At 36.3% G+C, this 17,869-nt stretch carries 17 protein-coding genes; 3 read left to right on the top strand and 14 right to left on the bottom strand.

From position 1 onward, the window contains the following. Positions 1-79 precede the first annotated feature (79 nt). Positions 80-481: a hypothetical protein gene (locus ACPF9A_RS18710; protein ID WP_423999339.1), complete on the top strand. Its 402-nt coding sequence runs from the start codon at positions 80-82 to the stop codon at positions 479-481. Here the strand turns inward: ACPF9A_RS18710 and ACPF9A_RS18715 are convergent. From ACPF9A_RS18715 to ACPF9A_RS18755, 9 genes are all read right to left on the bottom strand, one after another. Next, positions 478-1,959 carry a mannitol dehydrogenase family protein gene (locus ACPF9A_RS18715; RefSeq protein WP_423999341.1) on the bottom strand — a complete coding sequence of 494 codons (1,482 nt, stop codon included), beginning with the start codon at positions 1,957-1,959 and terminating at the stop codon, positions 478-480. The two genes, ACPF9A_RS18710 and ACPF9A_RS18715, sit on opposite strands and share 4 nt — an antisense overlap. Continuing rightward, complete coding sequence (locus ACPF9A_RS18720) at positions 1,952-3,679, bottom strand: purine-cytosine permease family protein (protein ID WP_423999343.1); 1,728 nt, start codon at positions 3,677-3,679, stop codon at positions 1,952-1,954. Before ACPF9A_RS18720 ends, ACPF9A_RS18715 begins: the two co-directional genes overlap by 8 nt. 299 nt (positions 3,680-3,978) lie before the next feature. After that, entirely contained in the window at positions 3,979-4,794 is an 816-nt protein-coding gene (locus ACPF9A_RS18725) for a hypothetical protein (RefSeq protein ID WP_423999345.1), read from the bottom strand. A 22-nt stretch (positions 4,795-4,816) separates the two neighbouring features. Continuing rightward, complete coding sequence (locus ACPF9A_RS18730) at positions 4,817-5,551, bottom strand: SDR family oxidoreductase (protein WP_423999347.1); 735 nt, start codon at positions 5,549-5,551, stop codon at positions 4,817-4,819. Between the two features lie 36 nt (positions 5,552-5,587). Continuing rightward, a complete protein-coding gene (locus ACPF9A_RS18735) occupies positions 5,588-6,721 on the bottom strand; it encodes an MBL fold metallo-hydrolase (RefSeq protein ID WP_423999349.1) in 1,134 nt (377 codons plus the stop codon). 251 nt (positions 6,722-6,972) lie between these two features. Beyond that, entirely contained in the window at positions 6,973-8,028 is a 1,056-nt protein-coding gene (gene arsB, locus ACPF9A_RS18740) for an ACR3 family arsenite efflux transporter (RefSeq protein WP_423999351.1), read from the bottom strand. A gap of 2 nt (positions 8,029-8,030) precedes the next feature. Further along, a complete protein-coding gene (locus tag ACPF9A_RS18745; protein ID WP_423999353.1) occupies positions 8,031-8,660 on the bottom strand; it encodes a low molecular weight phosphatase family protein in 630 nt (209 codons plus the stop codon). A 23-nt stretch (positions 8,661-8,683) separates the two neighbouring features. Continuing rightward, on the bottom strand, positions 8,684-9,151 hold the full coding sequence (locus ACPF9A_RS18750) for a DUF6428 family protein (protein ID WP_423999355.1): 468 nt from the start codon (positions 9,149-9,151) through the stop codon (positions 8,684-8,686). Positions 9,152-9,229: 78 nt separating this feature from the next. Continuing rightward, positions 9,230-9,559, bottom strand: a complete 330-nt coding sequence (locus tag ACPF9A_RS18755; RefSeq protein WP_423999357.1) for an ArsR/SmtB family transcription factor — start codon at positions 9,557-9,559, stop codon at positions 9,230-9,232. Positions 9,560-9,842: 283 nt separating this feature from the next. Here ACPF9A_RS18755 and ACPF9A_RS18760 point away from each other — a divergent pair, with 283 nt between their 5' ends. After that, entirely contained in the window at positions 9,843-10,499 is a 657-nt protein-coding gene (locus tag ACPF9A_RS18760; RefSeq protein ID WP_423999359.1) for a helix-hairpin-helix domain-containing protein, read from the top strand. 83 nt (positions 10,500-10,582) lie between these two features. Here ACPF9A_RS18760 and ACPF9A_RS18765 read toward each other — a convergent pair whose 3' ends face one another. The 4 genes from ACPF9A_RS18765 to ACPF9A_RS18780 form a co-directional block, all read right to left on the bottom strand. After that, positions 10,583-11,017 (bottom strand): hypothetical protein, encoded by a 435-nt coding sequence (locus tag ACPF9A_RS18765; protein ID WP_423999361.1) that lies wholly within the window; start codon positions 11,015-11,017, stop codon positions 10,583-10,585. Between the two features lie 105 nt (positions 11,018-11,122). Beyond that, positions 11,123-11,704 carry a hypothetical protein gene (locus tag ACPF9A_RS18770; protein ID WP_423999363.1) on the bottom strand — a complete coding sequence of 194 codons (582 nt, stop codon included), beginning with the start codon at positions 11,702-11,704 and terminating at the stop codon, positions 11,123-11,125. A 39-nt stretch (positions 11,705-11,743) separates the two neighbouring features. Next, the gene (locus ACPF9A_RS18775) at positions 11,744-12,889 is read right to left on the bottom strand and encodes an alpha/beta fold hydrolase (RefSeq protein ID WP_423999365.1); all 1,146 of its coding nucleotides are present in this window, start codon (positions 12,887-12,889) and stop codon (positions 11,744-11,746) included. Between the two features lie 407 nt (positions 12,890-13,296). Beyond that, positions 13,297-13,695 carry a hypothetical protein gene (locus tag ACPF9A_RS18780; RefSeq protein ID WP_423999367.1) on the bottom strand — a complete coding sequence of 133 codons (399 nt, stop codon included), beginning with the start codon at positions 13,693-13,695 and terminating at the stop codon, positions 13,297-13,299. 366 nt (positions 13,696-14,061) lie between these two features. Between ACPF9A_RS18780 and ACPF9A_RS18785 the strand changes: the two genes are divergently transcribed. Further along, positions 14,062-15,630: an IS1182 family transposase gene (locus ACPF9A_RS18785; protein WP_423999369.1), complete on the top strand. Its 1,569-nt coding sequence runs from the start codon at positions 14,062-14,064 to the stop codon at positions 15,628-15,630. Between the two features lie 55 nt (positions 15,631-15,685). Here the strand turns inward: ACPF9A_RS18785 and ACPF9A_RS18790 are convergent, their stop codons facing one another. Beyond that, positions 15,686-16,186, bottom strand: coding sequence for a hypothetical protein (locus ACPF9A_RS18790; protein ID WP_423999371.1), 501 nt, complete (start codon positions 16,184-16,186; stop codon positions 15,686-15,688). Between the last annotated feature and the right edge of the window lie 1,683 nt (positions 16,187-17,869).

Genomic DNA, 17,869 nt, shown 5'->3' on the forward strand with positions numbered 1-17,869 from the left:
GATTACTACTGATTTTTGTCATATTAAAATTACATCCTACTTCATATTTTTACTAGGTATTCAGCTAAAACAAGATAAAATGGAAAATACTGCAAAAACAATGAACGGACTTTATGAAAATTTGGGTAAGCTCTTTTATGCCGTGGCTATATCTGACGGTACTGTACACAATAATGAATGGGATAAAGTCAAGGAATATGTAAAAGAAGATTGGTTGTATATAGATGATTTTACCGACCGTTATGGTACCGATGCAGCTAACCAAATTGAGATTGTGTTTGATGTTTTAATGGAGTCTGAAAAAGATAGCAAAGAGTGTTTTGATGAGTTCAAAGAATTTTATAAGATTCACCCACATGCATTTTCAGATAAAATAAAAACCTTGACCAAAAAGACGGCCAAGGCTATTGCAAGTTCATTCTCAGGCAACAATAAGTCTGAATTAATGTTATTAGCTAAAATAGAACTACTATTAAATTAAGCTTGTTTCATTAGTTTCTTAATGTCAGCATCTTTGTATATTTCCTGAACCATTTTGCTGTATAGTTTGGTGAATTTTTCTTCATTTATTAAGTTTCCAAATAATGATTCTAGTCTAATAAAGGCTAAAGGATCAGTTTCTGTTTTGCTTGCTGCCGCATGCAGTTGATCCTGCATGGCATCAATAATCTCAATCGAGTTTCTATTTTTATCAATTCCCTTATCGCTGTAATAGCACCATGCGGCAATTACTAAAGTTGCATATTTAATACTACCGCCATTCGCTAGATTATCTTGAATGGTCGCAATTAAGAATTTCGGCAATTTTGCAGAACTCTCTGAGCAAATTCTGCTCACGCTATCTTTTATATTAGGGTTTGCAAAACGTTCTTGTAAACTATCTTTATAAGCAGTTAAATCGATGCCTTCTAGTTGGTCTAAAACCGGAGTAGCTTCTTCGTCCATAAACGCTCTTAAATAGGTAACGAACAAATCATCTTCTATGCAAGCATTAATAGTTGGGTGACCATGAATAGCTCCTAGAATTCCCAATACAGAATGCCCTGCATTCAATAAACGAAGCTTCATTTTTTCATATGGCTTAACATCGGGTACGAATTGCACGCCAACTTTTTCAAATTCTGGTCTGCCGTTCGAGAAATTATCTTCAATGACCCATTGTATGAAAGGTTCACAAGTTACCGGCCATTCGTCTTTGAAGTTATAGGTTTGTTCTAAATATTCAATGTCCGAAGGTGTGGTGACAGGTGTAATACGATCTACCATGCTATTTGGAAAACAGACTTCCTTTTCGATATATGCAGCCAGTTCTTTATCTTGTTTGTTTGCGAAAGCAAGTAGCATCTTTCTGGTAACATCACCATTGTGTTCAATGTTGTCACAAGACATTACGGTAAAAGGAGATAAGCCTGACGCTTTTCTTTTCTTAATGGCAGCAGTTAAAAATCCGTAAATGGTTCTAGGGCTGTTCGGATGTTGTAATTCGTGCTGTACATCTGTATTTTCAAAATCAAATTCACCCGTTGACGAATTAAAATTATAGCCGCCCTCTGTAATGGTCAAGGAAACTATTTTTGTATCTGCATGCGCCATTTGGTCGATAACTACATCGGGAGTGTCATGACCAAGTTTAAAGTCGATAATAGAACCTATTACTTGTGAATCTATTTTACCATCAGGATGCTTTATAATGAGTGTATAAAGTCCGTCTTGTTTTTGAAGAACATCATGAATTTTTTGATCTCCTTTTCTTAGACCAATTCCACAAATTCCCCAATCAGATGCACCTTCTTTTTCTTGTAAGAGGTGGGTATAATATGCTTCGTGTGCTCTATGAAAACCACCAACACCCACATGTACGATTCCAGATTTTAATGATTCTCTATTATATGTAGGAATTGGAATTTGCTTGCTTAACGTTGCTAAATTCTCTTTGTTCAACATGATTTCTTTATTCATTTTTAGCTTTGTTTATTGATTTTACACGTAATAATGCCCAGTATGCAGTAACGAAATAAGTAATCGTACAAATAAATGCATACGTATAAAATAGTTCTCTATTGTTGATATAGCTAGTCTCATTTGCGCTGTCGAATAAAACAATACCTGCCAATATCAATGTAATTATAAGGGTAACGAGAGATACCAACTTTAAAATCTTTGAGAATACAGTAGTATCTTTTTTTGGTGTCGTTTCTAGCTGTGCTTGCTTTTCTTGAAAAGCCACAATTTTCTCATTGCGTATTGTTTCTTGTTCTTCCGCCTCAGGATATTTCTCTTTTGCTCCGTAGCGACCGGCTAACAAAGTATAAACTCCGATAGTGAAAATCCAAGTTGGAATAAACAAATAAAAGAAAGACATTACATTAAAAGCATTTAAGCCAAAGCCGAAAACCAATCCTAATCCCCATGAAACAATAGCGGGTGTGCTAAACGTTAAATTGCGGTATTGAGACCAATAACGCGTGTATCCGATCCTTGGGAATATCTGATGCTCTGCAAATACAATTGCACCTACGGGTACTACCAATAAACCTGCATAGGTTAATAGTGGTAAAATCTGTGAAAATACAAATGGGAAACAGGCTATTGCAATAGTGATTAAACCAACAACAATAGTTGTCTTTTTACGTGAATGATTATAAAAAATAGCTTGTGCTGCAAGGCCCGCTCTATATAAATTAGTAATTGCTGTTGTCCAACCTGCTACGATTACGATTACGAAACCAGACCAACCTAATGCGTAAAATGCAACATCTCCCGGATCTAATTCGACAATTGATTTACCAATGATTACAGCAGCACCAGCTCCCATAATTCCAGCAGCAATCCATGCAACATAATGCCCGAACATCATACCTGTACTAGTCGCTAGTGCGTAAGATTTTTTTTTGGCAAAACGTAATAACGCCATATCGATTAAACCAAAATGTGTTATTGAATTTGCCGCCCATGCAAAACCTATGACTTCTATAAGACCAATACCGGGTTCACCGGCACTATCAACTCCTGTCCAAATAGATTGATCTCCGAGCGATATTAAATCGTTCCATCCGTTAGGTAATGTTGTTCCTAAAACATCTAAAGAAAGTGCAGGTAGTAAAACCATTGCGCCACTGGTAAACATCACGAATAACCACGGGGCACATATACCTGAAAATTCTGACACAGCATTAAATCCGTATAGCGCGATTGATACGACAACTACACCAACTAAAAATACAATAAGTACAAACCACAGATTTGTGGGGTACCAGTTTAATTGTGCGGGTATATCGAAAGCAAATCGAACGGCAGTTGAAGAAACGGTAATCATGGCTGCCGATATTACAGAGAAAATAATGACGTTAGCCCAATTATAAAGCTTGGTCATAGAATCTCCTGCAATTTTATTAAGGTAGGTGTATAAGCTTAATCTTGTCTCTACAGCAATGGGTGAGGTAATAAACGTCCAGCTAAGAACTGCCAGAATATTACCGATCAATAGACCCAAAATAATATCCATTGTTTTAGCCCCTAATGCTACAAACGTAGCTCCGATCACAAACTCTGTAGCTGCTACATGTTCTGCAGCATATAATCCTGCAAAATGTGTCCAATCATGTAGCTTATGTTTTGCAACGGGTAATTGCTCTTCATTCAGGTTTTCAAATGTGCTATGGTCGTTGGTTGATGACATAAGTTAAGTTGGTAGTTAGGTGGTTATTAAAATTAAAGTTGAGTACGGATTGTAGCCTGTTTAAACTTCGTTGAAGACTAAACAGTCTTGCAATGTATTTATTTTTGTTAAAAAACTTCATTAAAAATTGTTAATCTTCAATATCCCTGAAATCAGAATCTTGCTAGTAATTTTATTACAGCCATTTTAAATCAAATTTATTTTCAATGTCCTGTTTAAAAAAGACAATCTACCTTTCGGTAGATTGTCTGCTATTGTAAGTTTAAAATGAGTATGCTGATTCTATGATTACCAGCCAATTATTTTTCGAATTCACTTCTTTCTAGATCATTATTGAATGTAATGTTCGACCAATCAACAGTTATCCAAGGATCATCGCTAACTGCGGCTTTCCAAGTAGATTTCTTGTATTTTCGCTTAGTTGGGAAAAGCATTCCGTCAACATCTTCATACTCTAAGGTCATTAAATTCGGTGTGTCCATAGCACCGAAGTCTGCCACTGTGAATAAAAATTGATCAACTAGCGTTGTCTTTTTATTAATGTACAGCTGATAAATATCTGTAGGCTTCGAGTCTCCAAAATTGAAAGATACTTTCACAACTTCATAGGGAGTTTGGTTTAAGATTTCTTCGCCTAAATATTCATACGAAACACCTTTGTCCATTAACTTTTGAAACATGGTAAACCAGTAAAAATTAGTAGGTCTGTTGAAAGCAACTCTTTTTAAGGCAATACTATCGTTTACGATGTTGCCGTTTTGTTTGAGCCAGAATTCTTTACCATCGAAACTTTGTTCGATTGTTCCTTCTAATTCACTTAAAGTTCGTTCGTGCTTTTCGTATTTACCATACGATAACTCGGCATCGAAAATATATTTTTCTGTCGAAATATCTGTCTTACCATCGGGAGTTTGGTAGGTATAAGTATACACGACATCTTTCTTACTTCGAAGCGCTTTGTAATTGCCAACTTTTTCAAGCATTTTAGAAACCAATTCGTGTCCTTTATTCGTGAATTCAGGGGTTTGAATAATTTCTTTTTTGACAGTTGGTTCCTCTTTGCAAGAAGTAATTAAAATACTTAATACCAGTAGGGTAGCTATTTTAAATTTCATGTATAGTTCTTTAAATATGAGATTAAATTAATGCACCATTTGCAGCGATTACCTGACCTGAAATCCATTTAGATTCATCACTAGCTAAAAATAGCGCTACTCTTGCGATATCAATAGGTTGTGCCAATCTATCGAAAGCATTCATGGACTTTAATTTATCAATGAATTCTTCTGATTTTCCATTTAAGAATAATTCTGTTTCTGTTGGTCCGGGTGCAAGGGCGTTTACAGATATTCCCCTCCCTATTTCTTTAGAAAACACTCTAGTCATTTGTTCTACCGCGGCTTTTGAGGCGGAGTATAAAGCGTAAGTAGGGAACATCAATTTTACCGTAGTAGACGATATATTTATAATATTGCCGTTATCTGATAACCTACTGTCAGCCTCTTGCAACATATTGAAAACTCCTTTTACGTTGACATCGAACTGTTTATTGAAGTCTTCTTCAGTAGCATCTTTCAATTTCTTGTTTATCATTACTCCCGCATTGTTAACCAATACATCTACTTTATCAAAAGCTTCTATAGTTTGGTCAAATAGCTGAGTTACCTGATTTCTATTGCTCACATCGGCTTTTATGGCAATAGCGTTTCCGCCTTCACTTTTAATTTTAGCTATAGTAGCGTCTGCATCTTTTGTGCTATTTGAATGATTGACTACTATTTTAGCACCATTCTCTGCTAATAGAAATGCAATTTCTTGTCCGATACCTCGTGAGGCTCCTGTTACGATGACTACCTTATTTTCTAATTTCATTATGTTTCGTTTAATTAGGTAATTTATGTTAATGAATTATAACCCTTTCCACCAATCACCATAGTTGTTCACCGAATCTTTTACAATAATCTCTTGCCCAATTTGAGGCGAGATTACCTGTAAGTTCAATTCAGTTGCTTTTGCTTCAACTCTTTTAATAGGATCTGTCCATTCGTGAAGAGCAAGTTTAAAACCTGCCCAATGTATTGGCATAATCTTTTTTGCTTTTACATCGATACCAGCTTGTGCGGTTTCTTCTGGCATCATGTGAATATCTGACCACATTTGGTTGTATTGACCGCATTCCATCAGCGCAAGGTCAAAAGGACCGTATTTTTCTCCTATTTCTTTAAAATGTGATGCGTAGCCGCTATCACCACTAAAATATATGTTCTCATTTTCTGAAGTAATTACCCAAGAACTCCACAAGGTACTTTGCGCATTATTCAAACCTCTACCAGAGAAATGTTGTGCCGGTGTACAGACGAATTTTAGATTGCCGAATTGAGTCTCTTGCCACCAATCCATCTCTGTGATTTTACTATCAGAAACTCCCCAAGCAGTCAAATGATTACCAACACCTAGCGGAGTGTAGAAATGATTTGTTTTATCCTTGATTTTTAAAACAGATTCGTAATCTAAATGGTCATAGTGGTCATGAGAGAAAATAACCGCATCAATCTGTGGTAATTGTTCAATTGCTATGGGGAATTCTTTATTAAATCGCTTTTCGCCTAAAAGTGGGTGAGGGGCGGCCACTGCACCAAACATTGGGTCAATTAGAATATTTTTTCCATCAATCTGTAATAAAAAAGAAGAATGACCGAACCAAATCATTCTTGCTTCTCCGCTATAATTGGCAATACTAATAGAATCTATTTTTTGCGGAATTAAATCTGCTTTAGGGCGACCATTGGGCACCTTGGTAGTGAAAAAGGTGTACGCTAAACTAAGCTTATCAGAAAAAGCTAAATCTTCAGGTACCGGTTTTACATTTCGAAATTTACCTTCTTTAAATTGTTGAGTCTGCTCGTAGGCTAATTTCTGACTTTTGGTACTATCGCCACCAAAGCTTGGGTAAAAACTGGTGAATGCTAAAATAACTACTGCCAGTACGGCAATTATTAATAAGGTTGTTATCATTATTTTTTTAATAATTCTTATAATCATATAATGTTATTTGACCGCGGCTCAGATTGTACCTGAACTTGATGTCGTACTTCTAAATATATTTATGCAAAGATAGTTCATCGCTGTAATTGTATTTTTTAGAGAAACGAGTTTTAATAGTGACTATGAAAGTTAGATAATGTCATTAATGTTATGAGTAGTAATTGTATCCACAATGCAGATAATAATCAAAAAAAAAGTCAGGTATTAAAACCTGACCTTTACTAAATACGCTATGTTATTTTTACAAATTATGCTGTTTTAGGCTTCGGATTATCAAAATATTTTTTCTTTAACCAAAAGGATACCCGAACTAAAAATATAAGTGCCGGAACCTCAACTAGCGGACCGATTACTCCTGCAAATGCCTGACCAGAATTGAGTCCGAATACTGCAATGGCAACAGCAATTGCTAATTCAAAATTGTTTCCGGCGGCTGTAAATGCTACTGATGCTGTTTTATCATATGCTGCGCCAGTTGCTTTGGTAAAGAAAAATCCGATAATGAACATTAAGGAGAAATAGATAAGTAACGGGACTGCGATGATGAGCACATCCATCGGTATTTCAACTATTAACTCTCCTTTTAAAGAGAACATAATCACAATGGTGAATAACAGTGCAATCAATGTCATTGGTGAAATTGCAGGTATGAATTTGTTCGTATACCAATCTTCGCCTTTGAGTTTTACTAAAATCAATCTACTTAATATTCCCATTACAAACGGTAGTCCTAAATAGATGGCAACACTTTCTGCTATAGTACCAATAGAGATATCTACTATGGCACCTTCAAAACCGAAATAGGGAGGAAGCACAGTAATAAATAACCAAGCATAGAAACTATATGCAAATACTTGAAAGATGCTATTAAGAGCAACTAAACCTGCTCCATATTCGCTACTGCCTTCTGCAAGGTCGTTCCATACCAATACCATGGCAATACAACGTGCCAGACCAATAAGAATTAGACCTACCATGTATTCTGGATAGTCTGATAAAAAAGTAATGGCGAGTATGAACATTAATACCGGACCAATAATCCAGTTTAAGATAACACTGATAGATAAGATTTTTGTGTTTCTAAAAACCTTTGGTAATAACGCATAGTTCACTTTCGCCAATGGCGGATACATCATTAAGATTAAACCAATAGCTATAGGAATGTTTGTAGTACCACTATTAAATGTATTGATGATTTCAGGAAAGGATGGTACAAAATAACCGATACCGACCCCAAGAGCCATTGCGGCGAAAATCCACCAGGTTAAATTCTGATCTAGAAAGCTTAGTTTTTTAGATGCCATATTTATTTGATTTGTGAGAATACGTAAAATAGCTCTGTTGCAATCTGTCGACTTCTTTCCGCATATTTTTCTGCTTGCTGCGGCGTGTTGTCAAATGCTTTTGGATCTTCAAAAGTGATAGGTATTCTTTTTTCGGCACCTGCAATAAATGGACAATCACTATCTGCTTGAGAGCATGTCATAACTGCTGCAAATTGCGATGCAGGATTAAAGCTATTTTCATACGATTTAGAAAACCCAATTACAGGATGCTCATTCTCAGAAAACTTAATAGCATAAACAGGATTACCGCTGTCAGATAATTTTTGAATCTGAAATCCTTGATTTTTTAATGTCTCTGCCACCATCGGGAACAAAGCCGTAGCCTCTGTACCACCAGAGTAGCAATAGACATTTTTAATACCAAAGTTAGTAGCCATTGTTTGCGCCCAAACTTGAGATAAATGACTTCTTCTAGAGTTATGGGTACAGATGAAATTTATTCTAATTTCTTGGTTGTTGGCTGCTTTGTCTTGTATATAATCAATGAGTGGTTGCAAAATAATTTTGCGTTCTGCTGTGATAGCGTTTGGTTGTAACCCCTTTATTAGGTTGGCTATTTCTGGTAACATATCAATTTTGGTAGTAGTCATTATATTTAGTATATATAGGTTTGTTAACAGCAGTTTCCGTCAGGTGCGCAACAAGGTTCGTTATTAACTTCTGATAGTTTTACTTTTGTTTTTTCTGCAGGTATACCACAATTATCTTTTGCCAAGCAATCTGTTTGTTTCGATGTTAGTATGAAATTTGTATCGTTAAAATCCAATCCGAATTTTTCTATCGTTTGTCCTTGGTATTCTACCTCTATTTCTAAATCATCGATCTTTAAAATCTTTTCAGAAAGTTCAATGATATTGATCAATTTTTCTGGATGTAATCTATGGTCATAGTCGTTGGCATTCCACAATTGAAAATTTACAACTTCCTCATTTCTGACCGTACCTCCACAATCGATAAAATTCTTAGTTATTTTACCAACTTCTGTTACGTGAAAGTGATTAGGTACTAAATCTCCGTTCGGTAATTGAAATGCTATACTCTTTTGTTCAGCTAAAAGCTCTTTTATTTTTGATAGTTTCATACTAATGTTTTTAATTAATATTATATGCTTGTTTTTGTTTATTAATCGTTATAAAGCGATAGAAGTGTTCAAATTTTTTTAGCAACAATCGTTGTTAGATACATCTTGGTCTAAAAACTGCACCATTACTTTTTTCATATGTGACCAGTTGGTTTTATCTATACAATAACAAACACTGGTGCCTTCTACATTACCTTTTATAAGACCTAATTGTTTTAGTTCTTTCAAGTGTTGAGAGATGGTAGGTTGGGCAAGGCCTATTTCATTTACCAAGTCTCCACAAATACAATTATCTAATTTAAATAGGTATTGTAAAATAGCTACGCGTGCAGGGTGACCGAATACCTTCGCGAATAACGAAATTTCATTTTGTTCATCGGTAAATATTTCTGTTTTAGCTAATCCCATAATCTGCTTAATTGTTTCATTGCAATATTACGATATAATTATATGATCAAGCAAGTAATATGATATATTTTTAGTTCTTCAACAACAGTACTACTATCTAAATTCAAATTAAAATGTATTCTTAACAGAGACTTCATACTATGTTTATATCTGTTTAAATTAAAAGTTACGCTATTAGGTAGAATTTTAATTTATTTATAAAATTGACTAATTACTTCGTGCAAACTTTTGAAAATGAGTAATTTCTATGTAACTTTTATCTAGAATTAAAACACTACAGAAAATGGCATTAACAAAAGAGACAAAAGGAAAGGGTACGCATACTACCGTTACGTTTACTGTTGGGGAGAATGAAGCCCCTAGCGCAGCAAATGTTATATTATTGGGAGACTTCAATAATTGGCAAACGAACGATAGTTCTTACCGAATGGAAAAAAAGAACGGATCTTATGTAAAGAGCATAAAACTTGAAACTGGTAAACGGTACGAGTTTAGATACTTGAGCGAAGATAAAGGCTGGTTCAATGATCACGCGGCAGATGCCTATGTGCGCTCACCGTATTCAGGTATTGATAATAGCGTTGTAGATTTAACTGATTTGCCGGCAAAAAAGAAACCGGTCAAAAAAGCGGTAGCTAAGAAACCAGCAGTTAAGAAGCCGGTAGCAAAAAAACCTGCTGCAAAGGCTAAGAAAGATGATCTAAAAAAGATTGAAGGTATCGGACCTAAAATTGCATCGATATTAACGGATAAAGGTATCGGGACTTTCGAGAAATTAGCTGGGGCGTCTTTAAAGACTCTTGAAGAAATACTAAAAGAAGCCGGACCACGATATACCATGCATAAACCTGGTTCATGGCCTAAGCAAGCTAAATTAGCTGCTTCTGGTGATTGGGATAAATTGAAGGTATTACAAGATAAATTAGATGGCGGTAAATAATTGCTAAAACTATACATAACAAAAAGCCCTAAGATATTTCTTAAGGCTTTTTGTTTACTATACATTCGTTTGATTAGAAGCTACTATTTCATTGCAGTTTGATAATCTATAATGAACTTCTTCATCATTGCTTGTAGTTCCATTTTGTCTTTCTTGCTCATTTTAATAATATTAAGCCAAGCTGTACCAATGTTTTTAGGAGCAAAAGTTGAAAAGTTTTTAATCACCATCAAGCCCTCTTCTTTTGGATAAAATGTGAGTCCCTTTTTGGTTATTTTAATATTATCAGCGTCCATTTTTAATACAGGGAATGTAAGCTGCATTGCATGTTGAATTTCGTTATAGAAATAAACTTTTTCTTGTGTAGCATTAATTTTGGCGTAATAATTTCTATTACTTTCACTATGTTCTTCTATAAAAGTATTGATTGCTTCTACTTGAGTTTGTAATTCTTGAGCGTTACTTGTTTTTACAAATGCGACTATCAAAACAATAGCTAAAAGTACTTTTTTATACATGATAATTTATGGTTTAAGTTGAATTCAATAAACGTTTATGAAGTTGTTTTGTTGTTCAAAATATAGTTGAGGTGCAATTACTATATTTCTAGACATAAAAGTTTATTATTTAGTTATCGCCCAATCTTGACCATCATATTCTGCCCAAGAACCATTTTCGGGTTCTTTTAAAATCCTTTTGACCATTTCAATAAGTTTCGGGTCTTCGTCTTTAAAAATTGGTTCTCCATCCATAATTAATGCTCTGCTTAACTCATCATGCATTTTGTCTTTGTTCTGCACCAAATAGTTTAATTGCCCTAGCCTTAAATGTAAAAACGGATTGCCTACAGTGTCTTTAAATTGCATTGCAAAATTGAAGTTATCAAAAGCATCTTCAATCCATCTTTCAGAAAAACATACTTCTGCGATATGTATTATTACATACCTTCCTCCTCTAGTTCTTTTTTGGTCATCAGTTAGCGATTCATAAATTTTCATGAGCTCGTTAACCCTAGACTCTACGTCTAAATCTTTATTAATAGTGATATTGTCGATGTCGGCTACTTTATCTGCTATTGAATCTGCTATTGAATCTGGTATGTTAATGTATTGCTTGATTTTTGCAATGTTCGCTTCTTTTTTAGATTGTAATTGAACAGTTTCTTGTTTCTTGTCGCTCTTTTTTAAAAAATCAAATAGCCCCATATTTTGCTTACTAAAATTTAATATTTCTATTAGCCTAAATTATTCTTTTTCTTTCAACATCAACAACACCTCTTTCCCATGTTCATTATCAGGGTTTAACGCTATAGATTTTTCATACATTTCAATGGCTTCTGTTTTTTTATCTGCCAGCAACAACGCTTCACCATAACTATCATAAGCATTGGCACTTTCTGGAAATAATAGGGTAGTTGTTTTAAAAACGTCTAGCGCTTTGTCTAATTCTTGGGTTTGTAAAAATGAATATCCCAAGGTATTTAAATCATATTCTGATCGATTATGAACCTTTGTTTCAATGGATAACTCAATAGCATTATCTATTGCTTTCAGTAAAACCGCATTTTGTTGGTTTTCATGTAATGTTTCTGAATAGGCCTTAATAATGGCGTTAATAACTAAAGCGGGGTTGTCACTAAATATAGCATGACTGCTGCTTTCAGCTATAATGTTAGTTACATTATTGTTTTGTGTGCCAAGATCGACATGTACTTTTTTCCATCTATTAGCATATTCTTCAGGATATACGGGTGCAGATTTATCCGGAAAAATATTTGTTACAGGAATGTTATCAGGAAACTGTGTTTTTCTTAATGAACGCATAATTTCATTGTAATTGAAATTTAAGTAATAATCGCCAGTACCCTTTGGTATGGTGTTTATGTCAACAAACATGTCTCTCATTGCTAACAAATCTTCATTCCAGAAATCACTTAGAGTTGCATCTATTAAAACAATCGATTTAACTTTCTTCGGATGTTTATTCGCGTATAGCAGATTATAAAGTCCGCCATAGGAATGTGATACCAAAATAATTTCATTTTTGTATCCTAATTTTGCAAGTGCGGTTTCCAATTCTTTTATTCCGTTTTCAATACCGAAATCAGAATCGTTCTTCAATGCCGGATTCAATTCACTTTGTCCGAACCCTGATCGGTCATACGTAATTTGAGTTGTACCGGTAACTTTGTGTATTCGTTCTAAAATAGAAGTCCAAACAGAACTATCATCTCCGCCACCGGCTTCAAAAAGAATCGGAGTGCCTTCTCCTTTAATGATATTAAAATGCATATTGAAGCCGCCCACATTTACTAGCGTATCTATCGTTTGAGAATGGGCGGGGAGCGTTAAAGAGAAAACTGCCAAGAAGGTAAAATATGACTGTTTCATTTTTGGTTAGTGTTTAGTCTGGTAATTTACATTATTTCAGCGGTTTAGTAGAGTAGCGGTATGTAAAGATTACATGAAGTTTTAAAGATGCTGTAATGAGGTATTGTTTATGGTGAATAGACTATCGGCGCATATTGTTATGATTTGAGAATTAAATATTTTACGGCTTTTGCGAAAAAGGACTTAGAGATAATTATGTTTTTAAATTGAGAATGTAATTTTTAGTTCAAATATAACTTTTGATTTTTTGTCAATTTATTACATAGATTATCTACATAAACAGAAAATATAAGAACAAGAAAAGCTCAAAGAATCTGATTTAAGTATCTATGAGCTTAGAATGGTATTGTCTCAGAGTAAGGAAAATTTTGTTTGTATATTCCTTATTTCTTTGTTGCTAAAAGCATTTATTCGATATCCTCTTCATTTATTACAAATTCATATTTGAAAAATCTTTTTGATGGTTCACTGGCAATCCAATAGCTCTCTATGTTATAAATATTTCTATTGGCGCCATTCGGTTTGTAGACTTTTAGGACCTCTTTCAACTGATTTTTAATAACTACAGAGTCGTATTCCACAAGTGAAGGTTCAAGAAATGTACTTCCAATATCAAAACTTTCTTGAAAGAGTTGAATTTCATTGGGAGCAATTTTTAATACTTTACTTGAACTTACATCAAAAGATATAAATTCTATCGTCAGGTTTTCAGAAGTCAAATTTTCAATAGTAGCTTCCATATCAGATACAGGATCGCAGCTGAATAGCAAAATCATCGTCAAAGTCAATACTAATAGTTTTTTCATAGGATCATGTTTTTTTTATATAACATCTAAGAATGAAAAAACCCTATTTAAAATCCTTTGATTTTTTCTTATTGCTCTTTCTGAATTTTAAAGAAAAAACTTGTTTTTTAATTGTGCTGCTATGGCAAGTAGGGCAGGCAAGGAAACTTTTCGTTTCCATCTGCGCTCGTAGGCAAAGCTTTTCGTTTTGTTTTAATTTTCTCTTTAATACCAAATCAAAAGATTTGGCGACTTTGCAAATAAACACAGACCTTTGGATTAAACGCTAATCGCCCAATTTGCTATATATAGTGTGCCTGTTGCACAAGTTATAAAAAAACTGGGTTATGATCATTGCAGATTGAGAGATGGATCGTAACTTTAGGTATGCAGGGAAAAAAGGAATATCAGGAGAAGCTTTTCAATAATTTTCAATTAAGTAATCGGGTACCGGAGACGAATTTCTATCGTCGTTTAAAAGGCATTTTGGATTTGCGTTTCCTTTACATGCTTACCCGTCCGTATTATGGGGAAAGCGGGCAGAAGAGCATCGACCCTTTGGTATTCTTTAAGTTGTGTTTGGTAGGCTACTTGGAGAATATCATCAGTGACCGTAAGCTTATCGAGCACTGTTCGATGCGCTTGGATATACTATATTTCATTGGCTATGATATCGACGAGGAGCTACCGTGGCATTCCACGATAAGCCGTACGCGGCAATTGTACCCGGAGTCCGTTTTTGAGGAAGTCTTTACGAAGGTCCTTGCCATGTGCGTTGACAAGGGGATGGTCAGCGGCCATTCCCAGGCCATAGATTCTGCCCCTGTAAAGGCAAACGCGAGTATGGACACTTTGGAACTCAAGGTGCCTGAAGATGAACTTGACGAACACCTAAGAAAGGTACGTGCCCTTAGTTCCATGGACAGGGAAGAACCACACAGAAAGTCCAAGAACGACAAATCAGACAAGGAAGGTCGTAGCATCACGGCAAGCAACAAGGAGCTCTCCTCGATAAAGGAACGTAACAAGAAGTGGGCGAAGGACCAGGACCAACGGCCCGGTGCGGGGAACAAGGGGGCCAAGTATACCAGTAACAAGACCCATTACAGCCCAACCGACCCCGATGCCAGAATTAGCGTAAAGCCCGGCAAGGCACGCAAGCTGAACTACCTTAGCCAATTGAGCGTGGATACCGCGCACCATGTGATAACGGACATCAGGGCCTACCATGCGGACGGTAAAGACAACCAGCAATTACGGGATATTGTACAACGTTTACAAAGAAGATTATGGCAACAGGGCCTGGTATTCGAAAACTGCGTTGCGGACACCGGCTACAGTTCGGGCGAGAACTATGCCTTTTTGGAGCAAAGGGGACTTAAAAGTTTCATACCGCCCCATGGCACCTACAAGGGCGGACCCGATGGGTTCACTTATATAGAACAGGCCGACCATTACCTATGCCCACAGGACAAGGTAATACCGTTCAAAAAAGTGTTCCTAGATCATCGTACCAAGACGAAAAAGAAGGCCTACCGCGCATCGAGTAAAATCTGCAAAGGCTGCCCGCTACGCGATACATGCTTGGGCAAAGTAAATGAGAAACAGTTCTCGGTGACCTACTATCGGGAGGAATATCAACGTAATATTACCAGGGTGGAAAGCCCACAGGGAAGGTACATGAAGGGCAAACGGCAGAGTACCGTAGAACCGGTTTTCGGGACCCTCACCCAGTTCATGGGCATGCGCAAGATAAATACCATCGGGATAAAGCAGGCGAACAAGGTAATGCACCTATCGGCCATCGCCTACAACCTTAAGAAGTACCTGAAATTCGAACAAAAACTGGTGCAAAGTGGGATGGGAACACTTGCTTTTGCAACATGGGTCAAAAGTATCCTTGATTTATCGTTAGGTGCTTCTCCAAGGTATCAAAAATTAGCTTTCCATTTCTAACGCGACAAGAAAAAAGCCCCGTAGAGCGCCTTATATGAATCTGTTTTTCTCAGGATTAATGACTTGTGCAACGGTTACCATTGTTGTGCATCGTTTTTATTCCGAGGGTTTTTGTCAATTTATTCAGTCCAGTTTTTGAAATAAAGCGAAAACTTAATTCTATAAAAACAAACCTTATAAAAAGTAAAAATATTATAAGAATTGGCAGAAATTTTATTGCTTTTTCAAATCCTTGATTACAGGCAATTAAACCAAATCCAATAAGCGGATATGATAAAAGTATAGAAAACATTACTTTAAAAGCATTATGAATTCTTATTTCCAATTCCCCTAGAGAATCTTGAAGTTCTCCAGTAAAAATACAAACCGCTCCACGTCCAATTTCAGATGATATTATTTTAAATCCGCTGTCATTTACTTTTCCAATAAATTTTTTGTCAGTATAACTAGAAATCAGATTATCAGTCAGTTTTGTGTTGCGCTTTAATTCCTTCAACGTAGCCACTCTATCTTCTTTTAATTCTATCGTAAAGTATTTACTTGGGAATAATTTCATTCAGTCTTTGATGAATTTTTCAAATGAAGCACAACGGCTACGTGTCGAGTAGACAAGGGGAATTTCACCCCGAGCCTCTCACAGAACCGTACGTGATAGTCTCCCATCATACGGCTCTTCTAACTTAACTTTCAAAGATAGCTCATCCTCTTTCAAGTTGGCAAATTGTACGTTAAATTAGCTAATCCCTTCGCTCCAGTTTCATTACAAAACTTTCATTACTACTACGGATTAGTCCGCCCCTATACCAAGCATTGCTATTCTGCCTCTAGTTTGCGCTATTGTGCATTTCACTTTGCATCTTAGTACAGGTTCCCGAGTTCCGTAAATAAGCCCGAATAAAGGTCATGCCTCCTAAATGACGCCTGCCGCTTAGCCAGTAAACAGGTAACCGCTAAACTTATAATGTTTGTCATACTTCAAACACTTTTGACATGATGTTGCACTTTCTCGACACTTCATCAGAGGTTCATTTGCATTCATCTCCTTTATCCATACCTGACCACGCTCTTGACGCAGCCTTTTCCATAACGCTCAATACCTTGGCTCTTTACCAAAGCACCTTATGGTGGTTTGATGCTCTCCCCTGCAGGACAACATCGGTGGGTCGGTTCCACCATCTTATAAACAGTTCGCAATGAAATATATCAGCCGTTCATTGCTTTCTCGGCACACATAAGAATAGTGCGGTTTTGTATGCGAGGATTTTCCGAAGGAAAATCAGACGTGACAAAATACACGAACCTTTGATTAAGCACCTAATTTAGCATTATTTTTATACATTGTGTGTGCCCAGCATGGGCATCTTTTGATTTACTGAAAGGTAAATAATTAATCTAGAGGGTGCAAGTCCCTTATGGGCAGGGGTAACGCCCTGAACCATTAGTAAGCTGAAAGGTTGCTAGTTGTGAGACTAGGACTGAAGGAAGCAGGACTACAAAACTCGGTACTGACGAACAGAAACCGTATATGAGGCATAATTAATTGGGTAAGCAACCACATCATTGTTACGCCCTAAAGAGTACAAAAATGGTAGTTATGTAGATACGGCAGGGATCGAGAGAAAGAAGATGTTCTTACCTGGGGAGGTCTCTACAACCACGAGTTTGGTTATGTAGAGAAGTCAGCAGAAGTCATAGTACTCACGAGAAACGAGTTGCAGCATATCTGCATAGGTCTCACAAGTGAGGAAGGACTGAAAGTAATCCTTTCTGAAATGCCAGATGGAGCATTAATTTTCGTTATTGGGTGACCGATTCCCTAGAAAATTTGTAGCCATTTGATAAAGTAAGAAATAGTTTTAATTGGTGTAAAGAGCAATTGGAAAGATGGGTTACTAACCGCCGTATACGAGACCCGTATGTACGGTGGTGTGAGAGGCGCACTCCGTTCCTAATTAGGGGCGGAGCCGTCTACTCGATGTGTGCTGTGTAAGCTAAAATAAAGATGGAGGTAGGTCCTCCGATGAGGGTTTTTAGGAAAACTCATCAAACCACTTTTATGATGCATCTGAGGCAACAAATATGTATGAAGCGATAGAAGAAAAGGCTATATAAAAAATAGTCAGGTAAGAATAGAAGAGATGAGCGAAAGCGAACCTTTCGAAGAAGTGGCGAAAAGACCAGTCGTTGTCAAAACTTGGTTTATATCGAGGAATCAGGGATAAGTATAGCGGCAACCTAA

This window comes from Maribacter sp. IgM3_T14_3 (assembly GCF_049603095.1).
Taxonomy (GTDB): domain Bacteria; phylum Bacteroidota; class Bacteroidia; order Flavobacteriales; family Flavobacteriaceae; genus Maribacter.

What these genes read in the sequence shown, in the direction of transcription:
- ACPF9A_RS18770 (WP_423999363.1), bottom strand. Translation starts at nt 11,704, where the DNA reads ATGGGGCTATTTGATTTTTTAAAAAAGAGCGACAAGAAACAAGAAACT.
- ACPF9A_RS18765 (WP_423999361.1), bottom strand. Translation starts at nt 11,017, where the DNA reads ATGTATAAAAAAGTACTTTTAGCTATTGTTTTGATAGTCGCATTTGTA.
- ACPF9A_RS18715 (WP_423999341.1), bottom strand. Translation starts at nt 1,959, where the DNA reads ATGAATAAAGAAATCATGTTGAACAAAGAGAATTTAGCAACGTTAAGC.
- ACPF9A_RS18785 (WP_423999369.1), top strand. Translation starts at nt 14,062, where the DNA reads ATGCAGGGAAAAAAGGAATATCAGGAGAAGCTTTTCAATAATTTTCAA.
- arsB (WP_423999351.1), bottom strand. Translation starts at nt 8,028, where the DNA reads ATGGCATCTAAAAAACTAAGCTTTCTAGATCAGAATTTAACCTGGTGG.
- ACPF9A_RS18710 (WP_423999339.1), top strand. Translation starts at nt 80, where the DNA reads ATGGAAAATACTGCAAAAACAATGAACGGACTTTATGAAAATTTGGGT.
- ACPF9A_RS18755 (WP_423999357.1), bottom strand. Translation starts at nt 9,559, where the DNA reads ATGGGATTAGCTAAAACAGAAATATTTACCGATGAACAAAATGAAATT.
- ACPF9A_RS18750 (WP_423999355.1), bottom strand. Translation starts at nt 9,151, where the DNA reads ATGAAACTATCAAAAATAAAAGAGCTTTTAGCTGAACAAAAGAGTATA.
- ACPF9A_RS18720 (WP_423999343.1), bottom strand. Translation starts at nt 3,679, where the DNA reads ATGTCATCAACCAACGACCATAGCACATTTGAAAACCTGAATGAAGAG.
- ACPF9A_RS18775 (WP_423999365.1), bottom strand. Translation starts at nt 12,889, where the DNA reads ATGAAACAGTCATATTTTACCTTCTTGGCAGTTTTCTCTTTAACGCTC.
- ACPF9A_RS18730 (WP_423999347.1), bottom strand. Translation starts at nt 5,551, where the DNA reads ATGAAATTAGAAAATAAGGTAGTCATCGTAACAGGAGCCTCACGAGGT.
- ACPF9A_RS18735 (WP_423999349.1), bottom strand. Translation starts at nt 6,721, where the DNA reads ATGATTATAAGAATTATTAAAAAAATAATGATAACAACCTTATTAATA.
- ACPF9A_RS18760 (WP_423999359.1), top strand. Translation starts at nt 9,843, where the DNA reads ATGGCATTAACAAAAGAGACAAAAGGAAAGGGTACGCATACTACCGTT.
- ACPF9A_RS18725 (WP_423999345.1), bottom strand. Translation starts at nt 4,794, where the DNA reads ATGAAATTTAAAATAGCTACCCTACTGGTATTAAGTATTTTAATTACT.
- ACPF9A_RS18780 (WP_423999367.1), bottom strand. Translation starts at nt 13,695, where the DNA reads ATGAAAAAACTATTAGTATTGACTTTGACGATGATTTTGCTATTCAGC.
- ACPF9A_RS18790 (WP_423999371.1), bottom strand. Translation starts at nt 16,186, where the DNA reads ATGAAATTATTCCCAAGTAAATACTTTACGATAGAATTAAAAGAAGAT.
- ACPF9A_RS18745 (WP_423999353.1), bottom strand. Translation starts at nt 8,660, where the DNA reads ATGACTACTACCAAAATTGATATGTTACCAGAAATAGCCAACCTAATA.